Origin of the sequence: Microcoleus sp. FACHB-1515, assembly GCF_014696105.1 — a bacterium.
GTDB lineage: Bacteria > Cyanobacteriota > Cyanobacteriia > Elainellales > Elainellaceae > JAAUTJ01.
This window is the reverse complement of sequence record NZ_JACJPO010000020.1, coordinates 57,468-83,871: the sequence shown is the minus strand read 5'-3', so window position 1 is coordinate 83,871 and position 26,404 is coordinate 57,468. Positions and strand designations below refer to the sequence as shown.

General features: G+C 54.5%; 16 protein-coding genes. 6 read left to right on the top strand and 10 right to left on the bottom strand.

Features of this window, described 5'->3' with window-relative positions; genetic code table 11:
- The first annotated feature begins 6 nt into the window (after nt 1-6).
- Entirely contained in the window at nt 7-2,619 is a 2,613-nt protein-coding gene (locus tag H6F67_RS05955; protein ID WP_190764320.1) for a methyl-accepting chemotaxis protein, read from the top strand.
- 141 nt (nt 2,620-2,760) lie between these two features.
- A complete protein-coding gene (locus tag H6F67_RS05945) occupies nt 2,761-8,778 on the top strand; it encodes a response regulator (protein WP_199304259.1) in 6,018 nt (2,005 codons plus the stop codon).
- A gap of 165 nt (nt 8,779-8,943) precedes the next feature.
- On the opposite strand, the gene H6F67_RS05940 is transcribed toward H6F67_RS05945, so the two are convergent.
- From H6F67_RS05940 to H6F67_RS05920, 5 genes are all read right to left on the bottom strand, one after another.
- Nucleotides 8,944-10,668: a diflavin flavoprotein gene (locus tag H6F67_RS05940; protein WP_190764864.1), complete on the bottom strand. Its 1,725-nt coding sequence runs from the start codon at nt 10,666-10,668 to the stop codon at nt 8,944-8,946.
- A gap of 13 nt (nt 10,669-10,681) precedes the next feature.
- Nucleotides 10,682-11,488 carry a Uma2 family endonuclease gene (locus H6F67_RS05935; RefSeq protein ID WP_190764318.1) on the bottom strand — a complete coding sequence of 269 codons (807 nt, stop codon included), beginning with the start codon at nt 11,486-11,488 and terminating at the stop codon, nt 10,682-10,684.
- A gap of 164 nt (nt 11,489-11,652) precedes the next feature.
- Nucleotides 11,653-13,374, bottom strand: a complete 1,722-nt coding sequence (locus H6F67_RS05930) for a diflavin flavoprotein (protein WP_190764316.1) — start codon at nt 13,372-13,374, stop codon at nt 11,653-11,655.
- 145 nt (nt 13,375-13,519) lie between these two features.
- Nucleotides 13,520-17,914, bottom strand: a complete 4,395-nt coding sequence (locus H6F67_RS05925; RefSeq protein ID WP_190764314.1) for a tetratricopeptide repeat protein — start codon at nt 17,912-17,914, stop codon at nt 13,520-13,522.
- Nucleotides 17,915-18,012: 98 nt separating this feature from the next.
- Nucleotides 18,013-20,241 (bottom strand): CHAT domain-containing protein, encoded by a 2,229-nt coding sequence (locus H6F67_RS05920; RefSeq protein WP_396797649.1) that lies wholly within the window; start codon nt 20,239-20,241, stop codon nt 18,013-18,015.
- A gap of 34 nt (nt 20,242-20,275) precedes the next feature.
- Here H6F67_RS05920 and H6F67_RS05915 point away from each other — a divergent pair, with 34 nt between their 5' ends.
- Nucleotides 20,276-20,506 (top strand): hypothetical protein, encoded by a 231-nt coding sequence (locus tag H6F67_RS05915; protein ID WP_190764310.1) that lies wholly within the window; start codon nt 20,276-20,278, stop codon nt 20,504-20,506.
- Nucleotides 20,507-20,665: 159 nt separating this feature from the next.
- On the opposite strand, the gene H6F67_RS05910 is transcribed toward H6F67_RS05915, so the two are convergent.
- From H6F67_RS05910 to gvpJ, 3 genes are all read right to left on the bottom strand, one after another.
- A complete protein-coding gene (locus H6F67_RS05910) occupies nt 20,666-20,863 on the bottom strand; it encodes a hypothetical protein (RefSeq protein ID WP_190764308.1) in 198 nt (65 codons plus the stop codon).
- 1 nt (nt 20,864) lies between these two features.
- Entirely contained in the window at nt 20,865-21,590 is a 726-nt protein-coding gene (locus H6F67_RS05905) for a GvpL/GvpF family gas vesicle protein (protein WP_190764305.1), read from the bottom strand.
- A 64-nt stretch (nt 21,591-21,654) separates the two neighbouring features.
- Nucleotides 21,655-21,927, bottom strand: coding sequence for a gas vesicle protein GvpJ (gene gvpJ / locus H6F67_RS05900; RefSeq protein WP_396797647.1), 273 nt, complete (start codon nt 21,925-21,927; stop codon nt 21,655-21,657).
- Here gvpJ and H6F67_RS27290 point away from each other — a divergent pair.
- On the top strand, nt 21,894-22,154 hold the full coding sequence (locus H6F67_RS27290) for an ArsA-related P-loop ATPase (protein ID WP_396797717.1): 261 nt from the start codon (nt 21,894-21,896) through the stop codon (nt 22,152-22,154). The two genes, gvpJ and H6F67_RS27290, sit on opposite strands and share 34 nt — an antisense overlap.
- Nucleotides 22,155-22,450: 296 nt before the next feature.
- Here H6F67_RS27290 and aroH read toward each other — a convergent pair whose 3' ends face one another.
- Nucleotides 22,451-22,834, bottom strand: coding sequence for a chorismate mutase (gene aroH / locus H6F67_RS05890; protein WP_190764304.1), 384 nt, complete (start codon nt 22,832-22,834; stop codon nt 22,451-22,453).
- Between the two features lie 177 nt (nt 22,835-23,011).
- Nucleotides 23,012-23,839 carry a signal peptide peptidase SppA gene (gene sppA, locus H6F67_RS05885; protein WP_190764302.1) on the bottom strand — a complete coding sequence of 276 codons (828 nt, stop codon included), beginning with the start codon at nt 23,837-23,839 and terminating at the stop codon, nt 23,012-23,014.
- Between the two features lie 162 nt (nt 23,840-24,001).
- Between sppA and H6F67_RS05880 the strand changes: the two genes are divergently transcribed.
- Together H6F67_RS05880 and H6F67_RS05875 are read left to right on the top strand one after the other, a co-directional pair.
- Nucleotides 24,002-25,090: a DMT family transporter gene (locus H6F67_RS05880; RefSeq protein WP_190764300.1), complete on the top strand. Its 1,089-nt coding sequence runs from the start codon at nt 24,002-24,004 to the stop codon at nt 25,088-25,090.
- A gap of 233 nt (nt 25,091-25,323) precedes the next feature.
- The gene (locus tag H6F67_RS05875; RefSeq protein WP_242020523.1) at nt 25,324-26,232 is read left to right on the top strand and encodes a HEAT repeat domain-containing protein; all 909 of its coding nucleotides are present in this window, start codon (nt 25,324-25,326) and stop codon (nt 26,230-26,232) included.
- Nucleotides 26,233-26,404: the final 172 nt, after the last annotated feature.

The window sequence follows — 26,404 nt, the reverse complement described above, 5'->3', positions numbered from 1 at the left end:
AGGCAAATGGGATCTAGCACACAGTACGCACAAGACTATCAGCAGGCCGAACGCGCTTACATGCAGGGCAACTACGAACAGGCGGCGCAAATTGTCGATCGCTTGGCCGAAGAACACCCGTCCGACCCGAACGTGCGGCTTCTGCGCGGACATGTCTACTGCTATGGCCTTCAGCAATATGGCGTTGCCAAAGAGCAATATGAAGCGGTATTGAGCTTGACTGCCGACCAAGAATTTATCGATTACGCCAACAACGGCTTGGAATATGCCAGCCAGTTTACTGTAGCAGAAGCTTCTGGGGAAGGAAACGGGGCGATCGCTGACTTTGATGCGGATGGCCTTGCCGAAGACGATGCGATCTTCGATTCATCCGCTAACTGGCAAGATGTTCCCGCCGATGACAGTGAAGAATTTGACTTCGCCAGCTTTGACCTTGATCCGTCGGAGTCGCCAGTAGAGTCATACATCCAGATGCCGCCTGTGGATCAGCGACCACAAGCTTACGCCGATCCGTTTGCTCCGGCTGAACCTGCAACCGATGCGTTTGCCGATGCCGACGATCCGTTTGGCTCCGATTTTGATTTTGATGCGGCCAGCTTCGAGCCACCGATCGAAGAACCGACTCCATCTCCAGCGCGATCGACCGAAGACGAAACGCTGTTCATGATGAACGACGATTACCATATAGCGGCAGAATCGGCCAGCTTGGGCGATGCAGATTTTGGCAGCTATGACGAGGCAGACGATCGCACGCTCGCTTCATCAAATGGCTTTGCTAGCGGCTTTAGCGAAAATGACTTCGACACCAGCGAAGAAGCTCCGATCGATCACGGTGCACCCACAGCCGGAAGCAACATTGATTTTCTCGATGAGTTTGACGAATTCGACGATCTAGGCAGCCTGCCCGACTTTGATATGTCGGAGAATTCTGCTGGATTTACCAGCCCGTCGATCGGCTCACCTTATGCCAGCGGCTCAATTCCGCCCAGCATGACCAGCGATTTCGGCTTTACGGTGGGCGATAGTGGAGATTCATCGCTCGTTCGTGAAGAAGAAATTTTCAGCATCTCCGGAACGAACGATTCGCTGCCGACCTTTGCTCAGTCCGACAGTCGCAGCGTTGAACCGGATGTCAACGTTGAGCAAGGATCGCTCGCTTTCCTTGAAAATGCACCGCTGAGTCAGAAGAACTGGTGGGTAGCTGGAATTACCGGAGTCGCTGCGACGATCGCCGCTGCTGCTGCTGGATTTGCCTTAACAGTAACGGCTCCTTCCCAAAACCGCGAAGTCGTCGTTTCGCAATTTTGGCGCACCGGGCTTCCCGTCAGCGTCGCTTCAGGACTCGCTGGATTTGGAACTGCTCTGGCGCTCAGCGGCGTTGCCACCCGTCAAATCAAGCGCACGGCAGACGACCTTCAGTCGCAATTCGACGCTGTGACGCAAGGCAATTTCGGCACACGCGCCACCGTTTATTCGCAAGACGAATTCGGCCAACTCTCTAACGGCTTCAATCAGATGGCGCGAGTTGTCCTGACAACCACGAGCGAAGCGCAGCGCAAAGCCGAAGAGCAAGAGCAAGCCAAGGAAGACCTTCAGCGGCAGGTGATTCGCCTGCTGGATGATGTAGAAGGCGCAGCCAGAGGCGACTTGACCGTGCAGGCCGAAGTGACCGCAGACGTACTCGGAGCCGTTGCTGACTCGTTTAACTTAACGATTCAAAACCTGCGCGAAATTGTGCAGCAGGTGAAAATTGCCGCTCGACAGGTGAACAAAGGCTCGGCTGAAAACGAGATTTTTGCTCGATCGCTTTCCTCCGATGCGCTGCGCCAAGCCGAAGAACTCGCCGTCACGCTCAACTCGGTGCAGGTGATGACCGACTCAATTCAGCGTGTGGCCGAAAGCGCCCGCGAAGCTGAAGAAGTTGCTCGTTCCGCTTCGGCTACCGCTCTGAAGGGCGGCGAAGCAGTCGAACGCACGGTGTCTGGTATTCTCGAAATCCGCGAAACCGTTGCTGAAACGACGCGCAAGGTGAAGCGACTGGCCGAATCGTCGCAGGAAATCTCCAAGATTGTCGCCTTGATTTCGCAAATCGCTTCGCGCACGAACCTGCTCGCCCTCAACGCCAGCATCGAAGCGGCCAGAGCCGGAGAAGCCGGACGCGGATTTGCGATCGTAGCCGATGAAGTGCGCCAGTTGGCAGACCGAGCTGCTAAAGCCTCGAAAGAAATCGAGCAGATCGTGCTGCAAATCCAAAGCGAAACTGGCTCTGTCATGACCGCAATGGAAGAAGGCACGCAGCAGGTGATCGAAGGGACACGACTGGCAGAGCAAGCGAAGCGATCGCTTGAAGATATCATTCAAGTCTCGAATCGAATTGACGTGCTGGTGCGATCGATTACCGCTGATACCGTCGAGCAAACTGAAACCTCGCGAGCGGTCGCCCAGGTGATGCAGTCGGTTGAGCTGACGGCGCAAGAAACGTCGCAAGAAGCTCAGCGCGTGTCGGGTTCGCTGCAAAATCTGGTCGGCGTAGCTCGCGATCTGCAAACTTCAGTGGAGCGCTTCCGCGTTGATCCCAACGATCACTATCCAACTTCGAGAGAGAATCGCAATCCCTGACACATCAATGTTGCAGACGATTTTCATAGAATTGGGTACATTGAATCAAAGCTGTGCAAACACTCGATCTGTCCGGTTTCACTTCGATCGACTTGCTGCTTTGCTAGGCCATAAACGGTTGCTGAATTCAGAGGAAGACCTATGCTGTCGGAACAACAACAGCGGATCATGGGCTACTTCATTGAAGAAGCCAAAGATCACCTCAACACGATCGAGCAGGGACTGCTGAATCTTCAAGCAACGATCGCCGATTCGGAAATGGTGAGCGAAGTTTTTCGAGCTGCACACTCGGTCAAAGGGGGTGCGGCGATGCTTGGCCTTGACAGCATTCAGCACACGGCGCATCGCCTTGAAGACTACTTCAAAGTTCTCAAGGAATGCCCCATTCAAGTTGACCAGAAGCTTGAAACGCTACTGCTGCGCGTGTTTGACTCACTGCAAGAACTACTAGAGCAATTGCAGGGGCCGTTCGGCCTGACGGAAGATAAAGCCGCCGCAGTCATGACCGAAGCCGAACCTGTCTTCGCGCAACTGAATCAGCACCTGAGCAATCTCGTTCGTCAAAGCGGTAGCACGCCTCCTGACGATGTGCAGCTTCTGCCGCCGACTGCTCCGACGGTTGAAACGCCTGCCGCTGCTTTTAGCCGCGAAGTACCCGCCCGTCTGCGCGAAATGCTCGCCCAGTTCAAACAAGCTGATACTGCGGCTACTCGCGAACAGCTTCAAGAAATTTGTCGATCGCTCGGTCGCTTGGGTGAACGCTTTAGCCTGCCGCAGTGGAGCGAACTGATTGCCTTGGCACAGCAGGCGATCGCACATACCGACAACAGCTACCGCTCTCTTGCGCCTGTTTTGATCAAAGACATCAAGCAAGCGTATGAATTGGTTTTGGGCGGACGAGCGATCGAGATTCAGCCGAGTGCTGATCTGCAAGGACTTGTGCCTGTCGTCAGTGCGGAACCGGATCTGCTCGACCTGCTCACGCCCGACGAAGCCGCAATGTCTGCGCCGCTGTTTGACTTTGAGCCGCTGCCCGATTCTAGCGACCTGCTGCCTGTGGATGAAGCAGCAACAGACTGGTTCGCCGCCGCAGACGACCGCACGAATGGCGTAGCCGACCTCGCCGACAACTTTGACAGCCTTGGCAGCAGCGCTTCTCAAACAGGCCCCGAAGTCGGATTGTCAGAACTCAACAGCCTTGCCGATCTGTTTGAAGGCGAACTGCCTGACTTAGGCTTGAGCTGGCAAGAAGAAGTGATTGGCGATGAAAACGGCGCAGCCGAATCACTCGATCTCGACAGCAGCAGCGATTTTTCTGACCTGCTATTTGACCAGTCTGAGCCGACAACGATTCCAGCCGAAGATGAAGACCTCTCTGGCTTACTGAGCAGCACTGACGATTCTGAATCAGACTCGGAAGATTTGTCGTTTGATCTGTTTGCCGCGCCTGCTGGAGAAGCAGAATTAGATTTATCGGGACTCGCGTTTACCGATGCGATCGAGCCTGCACGCCCGGAAGCACTCGGCGATCTCAACGGTTTGTTTGCCGACATCGAAGCCGAAGCGCCTGACAGCAGCGATGCGGCTGCGCTTGACGATCTGTTTGGTGATGATGCGGATGGACTGTTTGCTGTAGAAGGTGAACCAGAAGGCGAACCGACGTTTGGCGATGCGTTTGCTGGGTTGGATCTCGATGCGGATGCGTCTGCTGAATCGATCGATCTTGACGATCCATTTGCTCTGCCTGCTGGCGATGCTGCCGAGTCATCGGATGCTGATCTCGATGTAATGCTAGATGGCATCGCCGCAAGCGACCCGCCGGAACTTGCTGCCGCTGATGCTCCCTGGCAAGATGCAGAGCTGACGAGCGATTTGTGGGACAGCAGCAGCTTGTCGCTGGGAGAAGTAGCCGCGTTTGATGATGCCGTGTCTTTAGAACCGTCTGCGCCTGAGCTGTCCGCTGACCTGTTTGCCGAACTGCCTGCTGACGCCGACTCGGTTGATATCGAAGCGTTGGGCTTTGATCGGTCTGGTGATGACTCGATCGCCACTGATGACCTAGGCCTTGAACTGACGCCAACCACTGAATCGACGGATGACCTGCTCAATTTCGATCAACTCACATCTACCGAGGAGGCGATCGCAGAGCAGCCGTTTGACCTGAATGATCTGCTGGGCGACTCGGACGCACCAGCCTTGGAACCAGAAGCGACCGGAAGCTTGGATGAAGTCATCTTCCTGCCGAATGCAGGCGCGATCGATGCACCCTTGCTAGAAGATGCCAGTCTCGATGCTTTGTTTGTCGATGATTCTGATGCTGCGATCGCAGCCGACGCCGTTCTTGCAGATTTGCTGACGCCCGCTGAAACGGCTGGATCAGAAGCCAGTGACTTTGATTTCCTGCGAGAGGAACCTGCATCGATCGAGCTAGATTTGTCGCTTGAACCTGCGGAGCCGACCGAATCAAGCGATTTCGATTTGCTGGATTCAGAAGATTCCAGCTCGATCGACGCCGATCTGTTTGACTTGATGCAGGCTGATTCAGCAGCGGATGAATCGAACTTGCGGTTTGAGCAGTCGGACTCGATCGAGGCTGACCTGTTTAACCTGACCGCAGACAGCGCACAATCTGAACCCTTTGATTTGCCACAGTCTGCGGAATCCGCCTTGGACGCCGATTTCCTGAACCAAATCGCAGCAGACGATTCCTCAGATGAATTTGATTTGTTGGAACAGCCAGAATCGGATTTGACCGCCACTGACCTGTCTAATCTAACCTCAGCCGATCGCGCCGAATCTGAAGAGTCCAACGACTTAGTGCTGTTAGAGCCGCCGGAAGTCGAATTGGAAGATGACTTCTTCAATTTAGCCGCCGCAGATAGCGCCGAATCGATCGCCACCGACGATCTGTTTGGCTTGAGCGCAGAATCAACAGAATCAAATGCGATCGCCACCGACGACATAGACGATCGATTTGATCTCACGGCAGAAGCATCTGACGCGATCGCCACCGACGATCTGTTTGGCTTGGCCGCAGAGGATTCTGAAACGCCGCTGTTTAATCTGAATGAATCTGATCTGAGTGCTGATGTACCAATCGATCGAGAACTGCTGGACGCGATCGAAACTGACAGATCTCTAGAAGATGCGCTCTTGGCGCTTGACCTGGATGTGGCAGATGCCTCTGATCAGGCCGAGCAGTCACTCACTGATCTGCCCCCGGTTGAAGCAATCGATCCGGTCATGCCACTGCAAGCTGACCAAATGGCCGATTCGGAATTAGAATTTGACCTCAATATGCTTGAGTCCGAAAACGCAGCCGTCTCAGCCGAAGAACTGTCACCCGAAGAACTGTTTGACCTGCCGCCTGCGGATGAAGCGATCGTGTTTGACCTTGGTGCGATCGAATCATCCGTCGAGGAAATTGAACCGTTCGACCTCGATGCGGCCTTGATGGAAGAGGCGATCGCGCCATCCAACGAGCAAACTACGGATGCGTTGGCTTCAGACAATCTTGACGATCTGTTTGCGCTGGAGGAAGCTGCGCCGACAGAATCGATCGATGCAGATGCTTTAGATCTGCTGCTGAGCGCAGAAGCCGAAACGCCTGACCTCACGCTAGCCGATCAAGATGCTGCCTTGGCAGATCTCGATGCGCTGCTGATGTCCGAAGCGATCGAAACGCCTGAACCCACTGCTGAGGAGATTGCGATCGCGCCGGACGACTTTGACGCCGCTTTCGATTTGGATCTCGCCCCACCATCAGCCGAAATCAACGATTTGGATGATCTGCTGACAGCGCAGCCCGGTGAAGCTGAGTTTGATATGCTGCTTGCAGATGACTCAATCGCTGAAGCATCCGCTGAGCCAGAAGATTTTGCCGACCTCGAAGCAATGCTCGATTCGCCGATCGATGATTCGGCAAGCAGCACAGATGATTTTGCAGATCTTGCCGCTCTGCTAGAACCGGAAACGGAACCTGCGATCATCTCTGGCTTCTCAATTGAACAGGACGCAATTTCAGGATTTGCAGAAGACACAGATGAGGAATTTGCCAGCTTGGATGTGCTGCTGAGCGACGCACCTGCTGCCCAAACCAACGAATTTGATGATCTCGAAAAGCTGCTGGAAAATGCCGATCAAACCTTGGGCGGCTCGCCGAGCGAACGAGGTGTGCGGCGACCGTCACTGACACCGAAGAAGCGATCGCCCGGTGTCCTCAAAGACCAAAACATGCGGGTTTCAGTTAAAAACCTCGACAATCTCAACAACCTGGTCGGGGAACTGGTCGTCAACCGCAACAGCTTGGAGCAGACGCAAGAGCGCGTCCGGCAGTTTCTTGACAATCTCGTGTATCAGGTGCAGCAGCTTAGCGATGTTGGTCAGCGAATGCGCGATCTGTATGAGCGATCGCTGCTGGAAAGTTCGCTGCTCTCTAGCCGCCGCAGCTACCAGCTTTCACAAGGTGGAGTGCCCGCTCCCGCCAGCCACTCGACCGGAATGAGCTTTGATGCGCTGGAAATGGATCGCTTTACAGGATTTCACACGCTGTCGCAAGAGATGATCGAGCTGATCGTGCGCGTGCGCGAATCCGCTTCGGACATCGATCGCATGGTGGACGAAAGCGATCAGATTACCCGCATGTTCCGCCAGGTGACAACGCAGCTACAAGAAGGGCTGACGCGATCGCGCATGGTTCCTTTCGACCAAACTGCGGCTCGTCTGCCTCGTGCCGTCCGCGATATTTCGCTCAAGTGCGGCAAGCAGGCGGAACTGGTGGTTGAAGGCAAGGAAACTCTAATCGACAAAATGATCTTGGAGCAGCTTTATGACCCGATGACGCATTTGGTCAACAATGCGATTACGCACGGCATCGAAACGCCTGCCGATCGCCAAGCTGCCGGAAAGCCGCCGACCGGACGCATTACAATTCGCGCCTTTCATCAAGGCAACCAAACCGTCATTTCTGTCACAGATGATGGTGCGGGAATCGATCCAGAAGCCGTGAAGCGCAAGGCGATCGAGAAAAACCTGATCACGCCTGCCGAAGCGAGAGAGATGACGCGGCTGGATGTGTATGATCTGCTGTTCCTGCACGGATTTAGCACGCGCGATCGCGCTGATGACTTTGCGGGGCGCGGCGTTGGCATGGATGTCGTCCGCACGAGCCTCAACGAAGTGCGCGGAACGGTGAACATCGACTCTACGATCGGACGTGGCACAACTTTCACGATTCGCCTGCCGCTGACGCTGAGCATCTCAAAAGCGTTGTGCTGCATCAGCAATCGTGCCCGCATCGCCTTCCCAATGGACGGCGTGGAGGATATGTTTGACGTGCCAAGAGAGCAAGTACAAACCGATTCGGAAGGCCGCGCTTGCATTCAGTGGCGCGATACGCTGCTGCCGTTCCAACCTTTGGCCGACCTGCTGCGCTACAGCCGCAATCTTGGACGAGGCAGCGTTTACGGCGGCAATCAGGATGAAGATATCGTCTCGGTCGTCGTTCTACGCAGCAATGCTGGCAGCTTCCTCGCCCTGCAAGTCGATCAGGTGTTGGGCGAGCAGGAAATCGTGATCAAACAGCTTGAAGGTCCGGTTCCCAAGCCTGTTGGTGTGGCAGGAGCGACTGTGTTGGGTGACGGCCACATCATGCCGATCGCTGATGTGCTGGAACTCATTGACCTGTCGCAAGGCCGCATCCGCCGCGAACCTGGAAGCTCGCTGTGGGAAAAAGCCGACGGCCAATCGCCGATCGAGCCACCCGCGACCAAGGCCGAACCAACTGTGCTAATCGTAGATGACTCGATTACCGTGCGCGAACTGCTGTCGATGACGTTTAACAAAGTCGGCTATCGGGTTGAGCAAGCTCGCGATGGTCAAGAAGCTTGGGAAAAGCTGCGATCGGGTCTGCCGTGCGATCTGGTCTTCTGCGACATCGAAATGCCGCGTATGGATGGACTGGAACTGCTCTCGCGCATTCAGAAAGACCCGAATCTCAACCATCTGCCGATCGCAATGCTGACTTCACGCGGAGCCGATCGCCACCGTCAGATGGCGGTTCAACTCGGTGCAAAAGGCTATTTCACCAAGCCTTACCTGGAAGAGTCGCTGCTGGATGCGGCAGGCCGGATGCTCAAGGGTGAAGTGCTGGTCAACTAAATCAAGTCAGTCCAGAGCGTTTCCTTGAGGATGACGATTCTTCCACGTTGGCAATGCAGGGTGTGATGAGGCACGGTCTTTGCACCCCCTAAAAGTTTCGTTCTCAATTCAATCGGGATCGATTATCAGAAGGCTCAAATTGAGAACAGAAAATCCCTGTCATCTCTAGTAATGGCTACCCGATTTGCGGTGGTGAATCGCGGTTTTGCCTTCAGCATTGAGAACCTGGCCGCGATCGATCGTCGCGTAGATCACCCAGTGATCGCCGCATTCCATTCGCGTTTGCACACAGCATTCGAGATAGGCCAAAGCGTCTTTAAGAATGGGCGAATCATTGTTTGCCGTTTCGGTTTCAACGTTGGCAAAACGGTCTTCACCGGGCGCAAATGGCTTGAGGAAATGCTTCATCAGGCCGAGATGTTTTCCTTCTTCAAGAATGTTAAGAACGAACGTGTGTCCGGGATACATCAGCGATTCGATCGCGCGATCTTTGGCAATGGCGATCGTAATTCCGGGCGGCGTAAACGTAGCTTGAGATACCCACGAAGCCAACATTGCCCCGCTCACTTCACCCTGTTTAATTGTAACGATGCAGAGAGAACCAACGATACGACCAACCGCCTGTTCAAGACTCGTTGCAGGCTGGCGCGGCGTGCGAACTTTTTTCGCTTTTTTCAGGGCTTGAGCGAAATCGGTTCCGGCTTCTTCGCAGGCTTTTAATGTTAGCTCGGTTGGCTTAAATTTGACGCGAATCGGCTCGAATTCAAAACGATATCCGGCGTCTTTCAGTTTACTTTCGAGCAGATCGATCGCCTCACCGCTCCAGCCAAACGAGCCGAACACGCCCGCAGGTTTATCGGTTGGAACGGACGAAAGCAAAATTCCTAAAGCGGTTTGGATCGGCGTCGGTGCGTGCCCGCCCAAAGTCGGAGAGCCGATGATGAAACCGCTGCACTTCTCGACGATCGCTTGAATTTCGCTCGGTTCCGTCACTTCACAGTTAATCGATTCCACTGCAACGCCAGCCTTGGTGATGCCGCGAGCGATCGCCTGCGCCAGTGCGGTCGTATTGCCGTAAGCCGAAGCGTACAAAAGGGCAACGGTTTGGTCTTGCGATCGCTGCGCCTGACTCCAATCTCGATACGACTGCGTTAATTCGGTTAATCCGTAGCGGACAAGCGGACCGTGTCCGGGGGCGTAGAAGCGGGCAGGGTAGTCGGTGAGCTTTTCGATCGCGCTCGATACCTGCCTTGCGTGCGGAGCCATCAGGCAGTCGTAGTAGTAGCGGCGATCGTCTTTGAGCGATGTCCAGCCTTCATCGAAGACTTGATCGCCGCAGATATGCGCCCCGTAAAGTTTGTCGGTGTAAAGAATTTGCGTTTTGGGATCGTAGGTGCAAAGGCTGTCTGGATAGCGCGGCGTTGGGACGGGAATAAATTGCAGTTGGTGGCCGTTTCCTAAGTCGAGAACTTCGTCGGAACTGCCGCGCATAACAATTATTTTGAGCGGCTGATCGGGGATGGCGTTGCGAAGAGCGATCGCTCCCGGATTCGAGCAAACAAAGGTGATGTTCGGCATAATTTCTAACATCGCCTTCAAGGTTTCCGCTCGGTTTGGGTTGACGTGACCCAAGATCACATAGCGGACGCGATCGAGATTAAACCGCTGCTTTAGTGCATTCAAATAAACTTCAGTAAACGATTCTCCCGGCGGATCAATAATCGCTTTTTGTTCAGCAGAAATCACAAATGAATTCGCGGTTGTGCCACGCTCTAAAGCATATTCAATCTCGAAGCGCAAACGATTCCAACTGCGCGATCGCACAATCGTTGTTTCAGGGGCGATCGGCAAAATCTGCACGTCACGCGGTTTAGTTAAAGTTGCAATCATTGAATTCACCTGCTTAACTTTGGTCGGAATCAATTCCCATCGCTCTGAGTTGTTCGGCAAGGCGATCGGCGCGTTGGCGCTCTTCATCTGCTTGCTGCCGTGCTTGTTCTGCCCGCAGTTCTGCCTGCTCTACCCGCAGTTCTGCCTGCTCGGCACGTTGACGTTCTTGCTCGGCACGTTGACGTTCTTGCTCGGCACGTTGACGTTCTTGCTCAGCGTGCAGTTCTGCCTGTTCTGCTTGTTGAGCAATTTCGGCATAGGTCAGAAATGGTTTGCCATCAGGATGAAAGAGCAGCAGTTTAAGGTCGGTGAGGCGAAAGCGAATTTGCAGTCGCGGGCTTACCCAATCGGCGATCGATTCGATCACTTCGAGAAATTCTAAGTCTGCGCTGCGCTGCCAGCCGCTCAGTTCGTTGCGATCGGGGTCATAAAGGTAATATTCCTCAACGCCATAGTGATAGTAAAACAGCAGCTTGCGGTTCATCTCGGCTTTGGTATTGCTTGGAGATAAAATCTCGAAGACCACTTGGGGCGGAATGTTTTCTTCCTTCCACTGCTGATAGGAACCGCGCTTGCCTTTCGGTCTGCCAAACGCCACCAGCACATCAGGAGCAGTACACAGTTTGTTGTTTCCCTCAACCGGATACCAAAGCAAATCGCCCGCTACAAAGACATCGGCACGATCGGCAAACAGCCAGTCCAGATTTTGCTCGATCGTCACAATCCACTGAAACTGCTCGGTATTGTCGGCCATCAATCGCCCGTCGCTGTCAGGATAAATGATTTCTGTATTGGAAGCAGACTGGGTTTGAGAAATCATTGCTTCATTCCATGAACAAGTGTTCTAGAAACAACCTAACGCGAATTGCGACGGGCAAAACGAACTTAGGATCACGGATTCATTAAAATCAGATTTTTATTTTTGGAAAGTGCGGCATCGCCCTGTTCAAAAATAAGTCTTGGGTTTTATTTAATTCACGATCCTTAGTAGTAGTTTCCGACTTTGCGATGGTGAACGGCAGTTAGGGCATCGGGATTTGAGACTTTGCCTTCTGTTGCAGTGCAGTAGACGATCCAGTGATCGCTGCACTCCATCCGGCTTGTCACTTCGCATTCGACGTAGGCCAAAGCGTCTGCCAAGATGGGCGAACCGTTTTCGGCGGGATAGGTTCTTACACCCGAAAAGCGATCGGCTCCCGGTGCAAATCGCTTTAAAAAGTGCTTCATCAAAGCGTTGTGGCTGCCTTCTTCCAGGACGTTGAGGACGAAGCGATCGCCCACCTGCATCAAGGATTCGATCGCCCGATCTTTCGCCACAGCTACCGTAAAGCCAAGCGGCTTAAAGCTGGCCTGCATTACCCACGAGGCGAGCATTGCTCCGTTGCGGTTGCCTTTGTGGGCGGTGAGGATGTAGAGGCCGCTGCTGATGCGTCCCAAGGCTTTTTCAAGGTCGGCATCGATCGACTTGAGTTCCTTGACGTTGCGGTTGCGCGTTAGCCACTGGCCTAAGTCGGTTCCGGCTTCTTCGCAAAGCTGGTAAGTGGTTTCGGTTGGCGTGTCTTTGACGCGAATCGCGGGAAATGCTTCGTTTAAGCCTAAATTGCGGAAGCGGTTGAGGAGGGGATCGATCGGTTCGTCGTCGCCGCCGTAGGATTCAAATAGGCCGATCGCCTGCTTGCCATTTACAGCCGAGAAAATCGTGCTGAGGGCGGCTTTGATGTCGTCTTTGCCTTCGGTGGGCGGAGTGGCGATCACGACTCCGGCAGCACCGCTGACCAGTTCGCTGACCTCCTGCGGATCGGCGGCGCGGAGGTTCATCATTTCGACTGCAACTCCGGTTTTGGTGATGCCACGAGCGATCGCCTGCGAGAGTCGATCGCTAAATCCGTAGTCGGAAACGTAGAAGACGGCAACGGTTTTTTCGCCTTTCGTCTGCGTCTGACTCCACTGGCGATAGCGGGTTGTCCACTCTTCGACGTTGTGCTGCAAGAGGGGGCCGTGTCCCGTTGCGATCGTCCCGATTTCCGGCAGTTCGCCCATCCGCTTGAGGGCAGAGAGAACCGATCGCGCATTCGGAGCCATCAGGCAGTCGTAGTAGAAGCGGAAGTCGGGTTCGATTTCGCTGAAGTTGTCGTCGAAGGTGCGATCGTTGCAGTAGTGCATTCCGAACGCATCGCAGGTGAAGAGAATCTGCGTTTTGTGGTCGTAGCTGAACGAGGTGTCCGGCCAGTGCAGATTCGGGGCGATCACAAATTCGAGTTCATGGCCTTGGCCTAAGTCGATACGATCGCCATTCTTGATAATTTGCCGCTGGAACGGCTGATGCACCAAATCTTCGAGAAATTGAATCGCCACTTTCGAGCCAACGACGATCGCCTGTGGCGCTAGGGCAAGCACGTCGCGCACGAGGCCGCTGTGGTCAGGTTCGGTGTGGCTGATGACGAGGTAATCGATCGACTTGGGATCAACTTGTCCCAACAGCGTATCGAGGTAAAGCTGGCGGAATTTTTCGTGGGAAGTGTCAATCAGCGCAGTTTTGTCGGCCTGAATCAAAAAGGAGTTGTAGGTTGTGCCGTTTTGCAGGCCAAATTCGATGTCAAATCGATCGCGATCCCAATCGAGCGATCGCAAAGTTGTCGTGTTTTCGGCAATTTCAACCACCTGCATCGATAGGCGGCGTTGTGGACGTTCAACAGCGGCAACCATAGCAATCTCCCTTTTGTTAAGTATTTATAACTATTGTAACAAATGATCGGGCGATCGTGGATTTAGTTTTGTTGATGCGATCGATTAACTCCCACCCAAATCCTCAAAGTCCGCCAGTCATGGGGGATTTAGGGGACCTTCCCCATCAACTCGTCATCGAACCGATCGCATCTAAAAGTCGATCCAGTTGTCGATCCCAACTCCAGTCTTGCATGAATTTCGCGGCGGCTGATCCCCGACATTGCGCTTCTGCCCGATTCGCGTAAATCGATTCGAGAACCGCGAGAATTTCTTCAACATCCGATTCGCCCCAGTCCTCGTAGCTCAGATGTGCGCCAATTCCCTGGACGGGCGATTGATTTCGCAGCGGATAGCAGTGATCCCCAATCAAATCGAGATGTCCGGTGTTGGCCGAAAGCACAGTCGGAACGCCGCAGGCTAAACATTCCATTGCCGCCAAATTCGTGCCCCCTTCGCAGCGATTCGGAAATAGGGCAACATCCGCCTCGCGCAAAATTTGCGGCGTCAGGGAATTGGGGATCACGCCCAAATCGATGAATGCGGTTGCAGGAACGCCATTCGCGACCAGCCATTCGGCAAGCTGGAGTTTTCCATCGGGTGTGACAGTGGGAATGCCGGAGACGTGGCCTGCTCGATCGATCCCTTCGATCGTTTTTGCCCAAAAGTTATGCCAAGCTGTCACCAAAAGCGCATCGGGATGGCGAGCATGGAATTCTCGAAACGTCCGCACGACAATATCTTGCCCTTTGCGATATTCCAATTTGCCGCCGGAAAAGATGACGAAGCGATCTTTGAACTGTCCCGACTTGGGAGCGGGATGAAACAGCGTCGGGTCGATTCCCTGCAAGACGGTGTAAACGCGAGTCAGTCCATGATGCCGCATGACCGAAGCATTCCAGCTTGATCCGGCGATCAGGGCGTCGTAGGAGTGGGCGCGGGCGATCGCATTTGGCGAAAACTTGGCATCCTCAAAGAAAATCACGCCGATCGAATGGCTACCTTGAATGCGATCGATTTCAGGAGCCGTGCCAAACTGATTGCCCAATCCCTTGAGAATCGGAAAGTCGAGACGAGTCGGAAATTTGGCAGGACGATTCGCGAAAATCGGCTGTAAAAGCGCTTGCTGAAGCGGATTGAACGGCGCACTTGTTGCAGGCGGCAGCAGCAAAACAGGCTGATAGTGAGAATTTTGCTGAAGGTGAATTGCCAGATTTGTGCCGTACACGCCCCATCCAGTCGCTGCGCTAAGCTGCCAGCCGATCGCCAACGGCTGCATTTTCTGCACTGGCTCGATCGCCTTTACCGAAACGGCTTCGCCTAATTTCTGTCGCAGCGCGATCGCCACGTTTGCAAACACCGTTTCCCAGTCTCCCGGTTTCGTTTGCCGGAAAAGTCGAGCGGTTGGATACCAAGGCGAATCAGTGCGATCGCGCAGCGCTGCCGTTACGGACTCGCGCAGCGCTGCCGTTACGGACTCGCGCATCCATCGCCAATCGGGATCAAAGCACAGCAGCACCCAGACAGGTTTGCCCAATGCTCCAGCTAAATGTGCGACGGCAGTATCGACGGTGATCACGAGATCAAGTTGAGCGATCGCACTGGCCGTATCCGCAAAATCACCAAGCTGGAGGTCAAGATTAATGATTCGCTCGTCCGCAACTTCCGCGCCTTTTTGCAAACTGTAGAACGCGATCCCAGGAATTTCGAGCAGAGGTAAGAAGCGATCGATCCCACAAGACCTGTAGCGATCGCCGCGATTAGTTGGACTGCCTGCCCAAGCGATCCCAACTTTTAAGCCTGTGGATTCGGGGAGGGCGATCGAACTTGCTGGCGGCTGAAGGTAAGGAATTTCAGCCGGAGCAGTCTGGATTGAAGTGCCAAACCGATGCGGCAAACTCAGCAGCGGAATCTGGAAATCGAATTCGGGTAAAGGTTCACCTCTGGGAATAACCTTTTCGATTCCTGATACCGTTTGCAGCAGACGCACCAAAGGCGGCTGACACTCGACAATTACGCGCCCGCCTTTTGCCGCGACTAAGGGCGCATAGCGGATGAACTGAATCGTGTCGCCAAAACCTTGTTCGGCATACAGCAGAATCGTTTTGCCTGTCAGATCCGAGCCGTCCCAGCGCGGTTGCGGCAACGGTGGACGCGGCCACGCATAATTCTCGACGCGCCAGCGCCATTCGTTTTCAGCAAATCCATTGAGCCAATCGCCTGCCTGCAAGAGTGCCTGACCAAGATTATTGTGAGCGCTGGCATTTTGGGGATCGATCGCCAACACATGCCGATAGCACTCGATCGCCTCCGCCAATTTTCCCTGCGCCTTCAGCGCATTCCCCAAATTCACCCAAACGTTCGGTTGATTCGGTTTGAGCGCGATCGCCAATCGATACTGCTCGATCGCCCCCATCAAATCATCTTGATCCTTGAGCGCATTGCCCAAATTGAATCGCGTATCGACGTAGCTGGGGTTCAGCTTCAGAGCTTGCTGGTAGCAGGCGATCGCGCCCGCTTGATCTCCACACTGCCGCAGCGTGACACCCAGATTGTTAAAGGCAGTTGGTTTGGGAGAAAGGGCGATCGATTGACGGTAAGCGGCGATCGCCTCCTGCAATTTGCCCTGACGACGAAGCGCATTGCCCAAAGTCAAAAAGTCCGAAGCTTGAAAATCACTGCTTGATCTTGTTCTCGATCGCCACTGCTCTAGCGCAGTTTTTGCCTGTGAAATTACGCTTGCCCAATCGCCCGGAGCAGGTTGGCGAAACAGGCGAGCGGTCGAATACCAAGGCGAATCGAGCCTGTCGCGCATCCAGCGCCAATCGGGAGCAAATGAGAGCAGCACCCAGACAGGTTTTCCCAGTGCGCCCGTCAAATGCGAAACGGCAGTATCGACGGTGATCACGAGATCAAGCCGAGCAATGGCGGCGGCAGTATCGGCAAAATCGCGCAGATGTTCGCTCAAATCAGTAACGCCGCTAACTGCTTGCAGGTCGATCGATCGCTCCCCTTTTTGCAAACTGAAAAACACGATCCCTGGTACGTTCAACAGGTCAGCAAATGTCTCGAACGGGCAAGAACGCTGGCGATCGTTGGCATTATCTGGACTGCCCGCCCACACAATTCCGACTTTGGGCGATCCTGTCAGTTGCAGTGGTGCAGCTTCAGGCGGCTGGAGATACGGGGTTTGACAGGGAATCGTTTGAAGCGAGGTGCGGAATCGATCGGGCAAACTCAGCAGCGGCAGATGTACGTCAAATTCCGGCAGCGGTGATCCGGCAGGAATCACCTGAGCGATCTCCGGTACGGTTTGCAGCAGACGCGCTAGGGGCGGCTGGCATTCGACAATCACGCGCCCACCTTTTGCCGCGACTAAAGGCACATAGCGAATGAACTGAATCGTGTCGCCAAAGCCCTGCTCAGCGTGCAGCAAAATCGTTTTACCTGTCGGATCTGAGCCGTCCCACAGCGGTTGAAGAAACGATCGCATTGGCTTAAAGTTCTTGCCCTTCACCTGCCAGCGCCATTCGTATTCTTGAAATCCGCGCTCTAAATCACCAGCCGCTAACAGCGACAGCGCCATGTTGAGGTGTGCGTCGGGATAGTTTGTTCGCAGTTCGATCGCCTGCTCATAAACCGCGATCGCCGCCTCCAGTCGCCCCAATTCATACAGCACCAAGCCGAGATTGTTGTGCGCTTCGGCGTGGCGAGGAGCCAGCTCGATCGCCCGCTGATACACCTTCACGCAGTCGGTGTAGCGAGTGAGATCCTTCAGGGCGTTGCCCAGGTTGTAGTAGGCATCGGGGTAGTTGGAATCGAGCGTCAAGGCTTGCTGATAGACGGCGATCGCTTCCGCGCTGCGTCCCAAGTCCTGCAAGGCCGCTCCCAAGTTGTTGTAGTAGCTCGGTGCAGGCTGCCGGGCGATCGCGGTTTCGTAGTGCGGAATCGCTTCGGCAAAGCGATCGAGCTTTTGCAGCGTGTTTCCCAAATGATTGTGCAAATCTGGATTGTCTGGATGCAGCGTCAGCAGATGACGGAAGTGCTCAGCCGCCGCATCCAGCTTGCCCTGCTGCATCCAAACTTGTCCGAGGCTAGCCTGCGCGTCAAGGTAGTTCGGTGCAAGGTGAATTGCTTGCTGATAGGCGGCGGCGGCTTCGTCGAGCCTGCCTTGCTGCTTGAGCAGATTGCCCAAATTGTTGTATGCGCCTGCTGATTGGGGATCAAGCGCGATCGCCTGACGATAGTGCTGTTCCGCTTCAGTGAGATTGCCCTGCACCTTGAGCGCCACGCCGAGATTATTGTGCGTCTGCACGTCCTGAGGCCGCAGCTTCAGCAGATTTTGATATTGCTCGATCGCACCCGTCAAATCGCCCGCCTTGTGCAGCGACATTGCCAGCAGATGCAGCGCGGCGGCATTGCGAGGCTGCTGTTTGAGCAGTTGGCGGCAGTGCAGGGCAGCTTCGGCATAGCGTTTTGCCTGATGGTGCTGCTGCGCGATCGCAAGCGGATGCGTTTTCATTCCCAAAACCAAGCGGCAATGGGACGATTTTAGCGTTCAAGAGAAGTCAGAAGGCAGCGGCCAACGAGGACGGTTTACGCCCTGCCTCAGTGTGACGTTCACTGTCCCAGCGCTTGCCAGTCGGCGATCGCCTGCTCTGTCCACAGCCAGTTGTCCATGCGGGCGAGTGCGTTCGGCTGGAACTGCGCGGCGTCGGCACTAATCACCATCTGATAGAGCTTGTCGGCTTTGCTTTGCAGATCGTCGCGCTCTGTTGCGCCAAAGTGAGCCGAGGCTTTTTGCAGCGCGATCGCCATGCCTGCGTATGCCGTCAGCGCGTCGTGATTTTGCATCAAATCAACAGCGGGATCTTCAGCTTTGATCAGGTCGATCGATTTTTGCCAAGCGGCGATCGCGTCTCGCGTTCTGCCCTCGGCATAAAAGGCAAATCCCAAGGCGCGATGATAGTCAGGACGGTTGGGCTGCTGGCGAATTGCCGTTTCCCAAAAGCGACGGGCATCGCTGACGCTGTAATCTCGACTGCCGCCCGCGATCGCCTGCCACGCCAAACGACCGCTCAAAAAGCTGATTTGCGGATCGTCGATGCGATCGGGCGGCACAACGGCAAGCGCACTGCGGGCTTGATCGAGGGCGTTGCGATCGAGCAGTTCGATCGTGCCCTGTTCGCCCGCTTGCCAATTTTTCTGATTGAAGGCCGTAATAGTTGCTGCCGACAAGTCTGGAGTTTCCAGTCGCGTCAGGTCGGTCGAGTCGCCGCCAGCAGGAATCACGCTGGACACATCGCCCAGCCAGCTTGTGTCGTCCCGATTCACCTGCGTTCCCAGCCAAAAGCCGCCTGCCGCCAGCAGCAGCACGCCCGCCGCGCCAACCGGAATGAGCCACTGCTGCTTAAACTTAGGAAAACGAAACGGCTGGCGCGATCGCACCGGAGCCGCCAGCGGCACAGGCGTGGAAATTGGATCAGGCTCGATCGGTGCAGTGGTGACGGTGGCAGTCGGTGCAGCAGATTCGGTTAGTTCCTGCAAAATGCCGGAAACTAAGGCGCGATCGTCTTCTTCATCCAAATCAAAATCGTCGTCGTAGTCAATCTCGTCAAGCTGCAAATCATCGCTCGACAGCGACGCTTCCGAAATTGTCCAGCTTGCTTCTTGACGACTGGCGGGAGCGAAGTGCGGCAGGCGAGCCAAGCTGTCAGCCGGATTGTCGAGGCTGCGATCGCCCGTCGTCAAATAGCCGTCGCAGTCCGGATTGAGATACAAAATCGGCAGTGCCCAGTAAAGCTGATCGGAGCCGTAAGCCGAGATTAGACCTTGGCGAGCGCGGCTGAGGCTGAGATCGATCGGATAGCCCTGCTTGAGATTGCGATAAAACAAGCGCGTCAGCGTTAAGGCCACCTCATCGGGAATGCGCTCGGCCATTGCAAGAACGGCGGGAATGCCGCGATTGACAAGCGCAGCGGCGAGGTTGCGATCGGCAGCGGGCGCAGCGGATTCGCTCGTACTGGCAGCGGAATGAACGCCGCGACAGGAATTGAACACAGCCATCGCAATGTGATTGTTTACCAGCAGTCCAGCCAAATCGTCGCCGCTCAGCGTTTCTGTCAGTCCGGTGCGGTGGTTGACCAGATACAAACTGCCGCCGGATGCGCCCAAATCGCTGTGTCCAGCAAAGTGAAAAATTTGGTAGTGGCCTTGCTCTAGCGCCTGCGTCAGTTGTTCGCGTCCGGGCTGTTCAAGAATCGTCACCTGCAAATCCGGCAGTCCGATCGCGCCGCCTGCCTTGAGTTCTTGCTGAAGCAGATGCGCTTCGCGCTGCAAGTCAAGCTGCTGCTGATCGGATGGAGCAGCGATCGCCATCAAAATTCGCACGGTTCCAGGCGATCCGGCACTGGTGGACGCGCCGACGTTCGGCTGATAGCGCGAAAACAGCACGTCGGTTCCGGTTGCCAAGGGTCGCGCTTCGATCGCCACATCATTTTGCAGCACTTCCCAAGGCAGCAGCGGCAGCCGCATTCCCTTCAGACCGAGCCTGAGCCTGAGCGCTTCACCTCGGTGCTGCGCGACTCCTTGCGCGGTTAGCCAGCTATCGCGCAGGGTAGCTTGAAACAGCGCTTGATAAAGCTGCCGCCCCAATTCCACTAAGGTCATTGTCGGCTGAACGCCAGCATCGCTCGGCGGTTCAAAGCTGCCGATGCGCGGATTACCCTGCAAAAGCCCGTTGAGCGGGTCATCCATTAGCGGCTGCGCGATCGCCAGCCAGTCGTCGATCGGCCAGACGACTTGTTCTTCGGCCAGCGGCACTCCGGGCGCGACTCGTTCGGTTCGCACCAGGTATGTATCATTGCCAACTGGGGTTACAGAGATGTGGAACTCCTGCGTCACCGTTCCCGATTCTCCTCAAGTAGGTAGTTTGCAGTGTGAATCTCGATCGCGTCAAAGACCCAAGCTGTTTGTACTGTTCAAGCGTGCCCAAACCGAATCCGGCGAGTTTGCCAGCAACCTAGCAGCGATCGCGCCGCTCGATCCGATCGAATATGTAGACGATCGATCGGATCGAAAAGTTACAGCCGCTGGCATGTTGCCTAAATTTTGACCCCTACTGCTACTTTGCCGCAAATTTTTCCGGATGACAGGTCGATTGCATGGAACAAGGGAGTGGTAGATGCACCCTGATTCAATTCCCCGGCACTCACTGAGCGTTGGGGAATTTTTTTTGCTCAAAATCGAGCAGGCTGGCCGATTTGCGATCGCACTAAGCTGGAAACTGCTGCTGTGAGCGCATCGGGGTCGGTTTGACGAGATGCGGCTGAAAGCCGACTTGCTGAGCGCGTAGCTGATCGAACTGCGAAGCAGCGGCAGATGCGCGACCCCAAGCGGAATTGAGACGTGAAAGCTGTACCGCGATCGAGTGCCGCTGACGCGATGGAAGCGATCGATTCAGGTGAATCAACCTAGTTCAACTGAGCGAAATTGAACGGCGCAGTGAAGTTGTTGTAGCGAATTCGTAGCCGTCGATCGAACTGTTCATCGAGTTGTTCAACCAGTTCGCTAAACAGTGGTTCTGTCTCGCCCGAAATTAAATAGGCACAGTTGTAAATCATCGCTTTGGAGAGCAAATCATTTTCGACGACTTCAACAGCGAGTGGATTGAGCATTGCTTGAAATGCCTGAATAATTTGCTGCTGGCGAATCTGCATAGCGCGTTCGATCGCCTGTCCGATCCGAATTGTTTCATCGCTGCTGAGGGTTTTGCCTTTGAGCGCATCGCGATCGACTCGCAGCGATTCATTTTCGGCCAGCAGCATCTCCAGTTCTGCTTGCGGTTCCCAAAAAAGCTTAATGCTGACTTCGCGCCGTCCGCTCAGTTTGTCAAATAGCTGGATGAGGCGATCGCTTTTCGCGTCAAGCAACTGCTCACGGACGCTTTGCCAAGTGTCGATCGTCAGGCCAAACTGAAGCGGCAAAATCGGCTCAAATCCCGCTTCCATTGCTTGTTCTAAAACGCGCTCATGGCCGAGCAAATTGCGGCGACTGGCGACATAGCGCGATTGTTGCGCTTCGGAATACAGGAAAACAAAATCATCGACCTGCTGCGTTTGCACAGGCTGCTGATCGAGTCCCTGTAGCGCTAGGTCAGTGGCAGGGGCGGGAACGATGCCATAAAGGTAGATTGACATGAGCTTTAGATCGCTTGAGAGGTTAGGACAAGACGGAGTTTGGCGTGAATCAAATTCAACTGTGCTAGGCCGAGGTCACATCGCCTTCTAGAACAATGCCTGTATGAAGAAGGCGATCGAGCAGTTCCAACATCGAAGGATTTTGAGAAGTTTCACCCGGATAGTACCCACCTGCTGACGGTAATAACGTGCCAATCGCGCCCAAATCGATATTGAGATCAGCCGGATCGAGTTCAAAGACGTGGCACAGTTCAACCGCTTGTTCCTCTAACTTGCGGAGGCTTTCAGCAGCGCGATCGAGTTCTGCATCACTCAGCAGATTGGCGTCCGCAAGCATGGCGGCAAATTGCAGGCCAAGCGCTGCCGGGAATCGACGAAATGCTCGCCCTGCTCAACGGGATCGATCTGCTTGCAACCAACAGCCAAAATTTGATCATTCTCGACACTGCTCCAACCGGACACCTGCTGCGATTTCTAGAAATGCCAACTGCGCTGGCCGACTGGATTGGCTGGATTTTTAAGCTGTGGCTGAAGTATCAAGATGCTGTGGGCGAACTGCTTTGATGGAGCGGTTGCGGGCTTTACGGCAGCAAGTGGTGCGATCGCAACGCGGCCTCAAAGATTCCCAACGCACCGAATTTATCTCGGTGTTTCGTGCCACATCTGCCATTCTTGCCAAAACCGATCGGCTGGCACAGGCACTCAATCACCTCGAAATCCATCAGCGCTATTCGATCCATAATTGCTACGAGAATCAAGACTTTGCAGCACAAAGCAGCACAAATCCGGCGATCGTCCGCCTGCCCCGCTTGCCTTCGATCGCGCCGATTGCTCAGGTCTGCTGTTTTGAATCGCCCGAATTAGTTTCGTATTCCAACTGCCCAATCGGGTCGCAATTGCCTTGCTCCTCTGAGATAAGGATGGTGAATGGGCGGAGCCACTTCGGGCGTGTTGATGTGGATGAGGAAGCGAATGCAGCGATCGAGACTGCCCTCAACATGCATTTGCTGCACATCAAGCAGCGGCACATTTTGCCAGTGGGCACGTTCACGGGCGATCGCAGCGGGAAAAATTGCGTCCAAATCGCGGGTGACAGAAAACGTGGCGCTGACAATTTCGTCCGGATCGATCGAGTTGCGGCTTTCGAGTTCATCTAATAGTTCGGTCACAGCTTCGCGAATGGCCGCGATCGAATTGTCGGAAACCGTCGTTGCGCCTCGAATTGCCCGAACTTTCCAGCCCACGTTGTTTGCCTCCTCAAGATTAGCGAAGTGTGCCTTTCGCTATCCTACGCGAATCCGAGTGTGGGTCGGAAGGACAATCCACGCGCAAATCTTGACGATGACTGACTTTCACAATTTTCCAGTCCAAACTTTACCAAAAGTCGATCGCGTCAGCGCTCTCGGTACGGTATCGCCCACTCAAGGCCGATACAGCCAAAGCGGAAGCCCGCTGGTGGATAGCTCAAACTCTAGCCAGTCGGCTCCGGTTTTGAATTCCGCAGCAATGCTTTGTTGCAGGCTTGATCCGCCGAAGAAGCGATTCACAACGCTTTTGCGCTCCTCAAACGTATAGGTTTCGGCCTTATCGGGGTCGAGTCCGGCCAGTTCCGCAGCCCAGCGACGCGCATCTTCTTCGGTGCCCAGTCGATCGACCACGCCCAACTCCAGCGCTTGCTGTCCGGTAAAAATCCGTCCATCGGCAAAGCTTTTCACCGTCTCAACCGGAAGATTTCGCGCTTCTGCCACCGTCCCGACAAACTGGCTGTAACTCACGTCAATCAGTTCTTGCAAAATATGCTCTTCCGGCTCGGTAAGCTGGCGATCGAACGCCAAAATATCTTTGTATGGCCCGGACTTGATTACCTTGAACGACACGCCCACCTTGTCAAGCAGTCTTTCTAAATTATTACCGCGCAAAATCACGCCGATGCTGCCCGTAATCGTACCGGGATTCGCCATGATATGCTCTGCGCCCATGCCAATGTAGACGCCGCCTGATGCTGAAATATTGCCGAAGCTGGCGACAATTTTCACTTTGTCGCGCAATCGCTTGAGCGCGCTGTAAATTTCTTGCGAGTCGCCCACTGTGCCGCCCGGACTGTCGATGCGGAGCAACAAGGCAGGAAATTTGCGCTCCTCGATCGTTTCGAGCGCTTCCAAAACGCGCTTGCGGGTTTGTCCAGCGATCGCCCCGTTGATCTCGATGCGGGCAATTTGTTTGCGGGAGCGATTAAAAGGCCAAATCATGGTCACACTCAGCAAAAGGGAATCTAGATCTAGTGTGCCTTATTCGATCGATCATCGGCTGACAAGCGATCGCATTGGCATTTCACTATACTTCATATAAATATACAATTTGTTTAAGATAGTCACAGTCCCGCATCCACCGTCCCTCAGAGTTTTCCAGCCGTGCCGCAACAACCGACTGAAGCCAAACTGCCCTTTGCTCCCCTGCTGCTGATCGCTCCGTTCTTCCTGTGGGGAACGGCAATGGTCGCAATGAAAGGCGTGGTGCCACACACGACGCCGCTGCTGATTGCCAGTGTGCGATTGCTGCCTGCGGGTCTGCTGATTTTGGGCAGCACAATGTTGATGAATCGGCCTCAGCCGAAAAGCTGGCAGGCGTGGCTGTGGATCGCGCTGTTTGGCTTGGTGGACGGCACACTATTCCAAGGATTTTTGGCCGAAGGCTTAGTCCGCACGGGAGCCGGACTAGGCTCGGTCATGATCGACTCGCAGCCCTTAGCGGTCGCACTGATGGCGCGGTTTCTCTACGGCGAACAGGTCGGGCTGTGGGGCTGGCTCGGCTTGGCGTTTGGCGTCGTCGGCATCAGCTTGTTGGGCTTGCCGGAAGGCTGGATCGTGAATTTGCTGCACGGCAACTTCAACGCAGTCGTTGACTCAGACTCGATCGCCGCACTTTTCCAGAACGGTCAATGGCTGATGCTGCTGGCTGCTTTGTCAATGGCGATCGGAACGGTGATGGTTCGCGCTGTTAGTCGTCATGCCGATCCGGTTGTGGCGACGGGCTGGCACATGATTGTTGGCGGGCTGCCTTTGCTGGCTCTGTCTGGCCTGTTTGAAACAAATCAAGTAACGAATTTGCAGCTCACCGACTGGATAGCACTGAGCTATTCGACGATTTTCGGCAGCGCGATCGCCTACGGACTGTTCTTCTACTTCGCTTCATCTAGCAGCTTAACCAGCCTCAGTTCGCTGACATTTCTCACGCCGATTTTTGCCTTGCTGTTTGGCAATCTATTTCTAGCAGAAGTGCTCAGCCCGCTTCAGTGGATTGGCGTCAGCTTAACTCTGGTGAGCATTTACCTGATCAATCAGCGCGATACCCTCGCTGCACAAATCAAAAATTGGCGGCTTGCCAAACTTGCATCGGAAACTTTTGAGCCAGTGCGATCGTCACAGCCGCCAGAATCGGATTTTGCGATCGCCTCGGTGGAAGTTGCTGAACCCAAAGCAAATCAGCTCATTCAAGATTAAGCAACACGCCTGCCTAGTTCAGCTTGCTTTATTCAGCTTTCGGAAAATTTTTCGGAAAATTAGGCAAGCTGCTCGACTGTGTCACAGCACAATTCAACTTCTGTGCATCGCAATTCAGGTTCGATCGCGGCCAATTTACCCGTCTGAGCAGATTTTCAGATAGTCTCTAGATGTGATCGGCCTCGATCGCGATGTTCGGTGCGAGCTATCTTTTAGCATCCTCTTCACTTCACATGCTCCATCGTCTTGCACTACTGCTGCTTGTCTGCACGCCTGCGTGGAGTGCAGCGCCGTTTTTCAGTTCTAGTGCAGCGTCGTGGAGCCATGCCATTCAGCCTGCTTCCGCGACGACAATCGCGCCGTCTGCACCTGCGGCAAATTCATCTGCCGCTCCGGTTTCGCCCGTGAGCCATCGCTGGGTGCTGTTGCTGATTACGCTGGGCATTGCTGGAGCGCTGTATTTCATCATCAGCAGACGGCAGCCTCGATTGGCCGCTGTGACTGCTGGGGCACCACAGGCGACAGTTTCAGAAGGCCTAGATGGGAACAACATGATGCAGATGAATGGGCATCGCGATCGCACCTCAGAGGCGATACCCTGCGGGGAGCGCTTCGCGATCGATTCTGAATCAGCCGTTCCGGAAACCACGCGCTTGCCCAAATTTGATTTGGCTGCCGAACTGCTCAAAGATCTGCACAGTCCTGATCCGATGCTGCGCCGCAAAGCAATTTGGGAACTCGGTCAGCGCGGCGAGTCGCAGGCAATCCAGCCGCTGGTGGATCTGATGATCGATTCAGATTCGCAGCAGCGCAGCTTAATTTTGGCAGCGATCGCCGAAATCGGTTCGCGGACGCTCAAACCCATGCAGCAAGCACTGATGATTTCTTTGCAAGACGAAAGCGCCGACGTGCGAAAAAATGCAATTCGCGATTTGACACGGATTTACGACTCGATCGCCCAAACCAGCCAGCTTTTAGCTCATGCTGTCAATGATAGCGATGCGGAAGTGCAGGAAACGGCTCGCTGGGCAATCAATCAACTCAACCGCATCCATAGCGCAACCGCACCAGAAGATGCAACCGTGTTGCTACAAAATTCGGTGTCTGAATCCGTTTTGGGCGATCGATCGACTTCACCCTGATAAAACTCTATTAACTTCTATCCTTACCATTGGTAATTCATATTGTCATAACCAATCGTAATGAGAAAACTTAAAGTCAACGGTAGAATCACGGTTCTAGCAATTTTGCATTTTAAGTTTTGAGAAGAAAATAGAAGATTATAGATGAACCTCGCAATACTCCATAGAGCAA

Excerpts from the sequence above, each read along its gene's own strand:
- H6F67_RS05875 (WP_242020523.1), top strand. The coding sequence starts at position 25,324 with ATGCTCCATCGTCTTGCACTACTGCTGCTTGTCTGCACGCCTGCGTGG.
- H6F67_RS05905 (WP_190764305.1), bottom strand. The coding sequence starts at position 21,590 with ATGTCAATCTACCTTTATGGCATCGTTCCCGCCCCTGCCACTGACCTA.
- H6F67_RS05925 (WP_190764314.1), bottom strand. The coding sequence starts at position 17,914 with ATGAAAACGCATCCGCTTGCGATCGCGCAGCAGCACCATCAGGCAAAA.
- H6F67_RS05940 (WP_190764864.1), bottom strand. The coding sequence starts at position 10,668 with ATGATTGCAACTTTAACTAAACCGCGTGACGTGCAGATTTTGCCGATC.
- H6F67_RS05915 (WP_190764310.1), top strand. The coding sequence starts at position 20,276 with ATGTGGAACTCCTGCGTCACCGTTCCCGATTCTCCTCAAGTAGGTAGT.
- sppA (WP_190764302.1), bottom strand. The coding sequence starts at position 23,839 with ATGATTTGGCCTTTTAATCGCTCCCGCAAACAAATTGCCCGCATCGAG.
- gvpJ (WP_396797647.1), bottom strand. The coding sequence starts at position 21,927 with ATGCTTGCGGACGCCAATCTGCTGAGTGATGCAGAACTCGATCGCGCT.
- H6F67_RS05955 (WP_190764320.1), top strand. The coding sequence starts at position 7 with ATGGGATCTAGCACACAGTACGCACAAGACTATCAGCAGGCCGAACGC.
- H6F67_RS05945 (WP_199304259.1), top strand. The coding sequence starts at position 2,761 with ATGCTGTCGGAACAACAACAGCGGATCATGGGCTACTTCATTGAAGAA.
- H6F67_RS05930 (WP_190764316.1), bottom strand. The coding sequence starts at position 13,374 with ATGGTTGCCGCTGTTGAACGTCCACAACGCCGCCTATCGATGCAGGTG.
- H6F67_RS05935 (WP_190764318.1), bottom strand. The coding sequence starts at position 11,488 with ATGATTTCTCAAACCCAGTCTGCTTCCAATACAGAAATCATTTATCCT.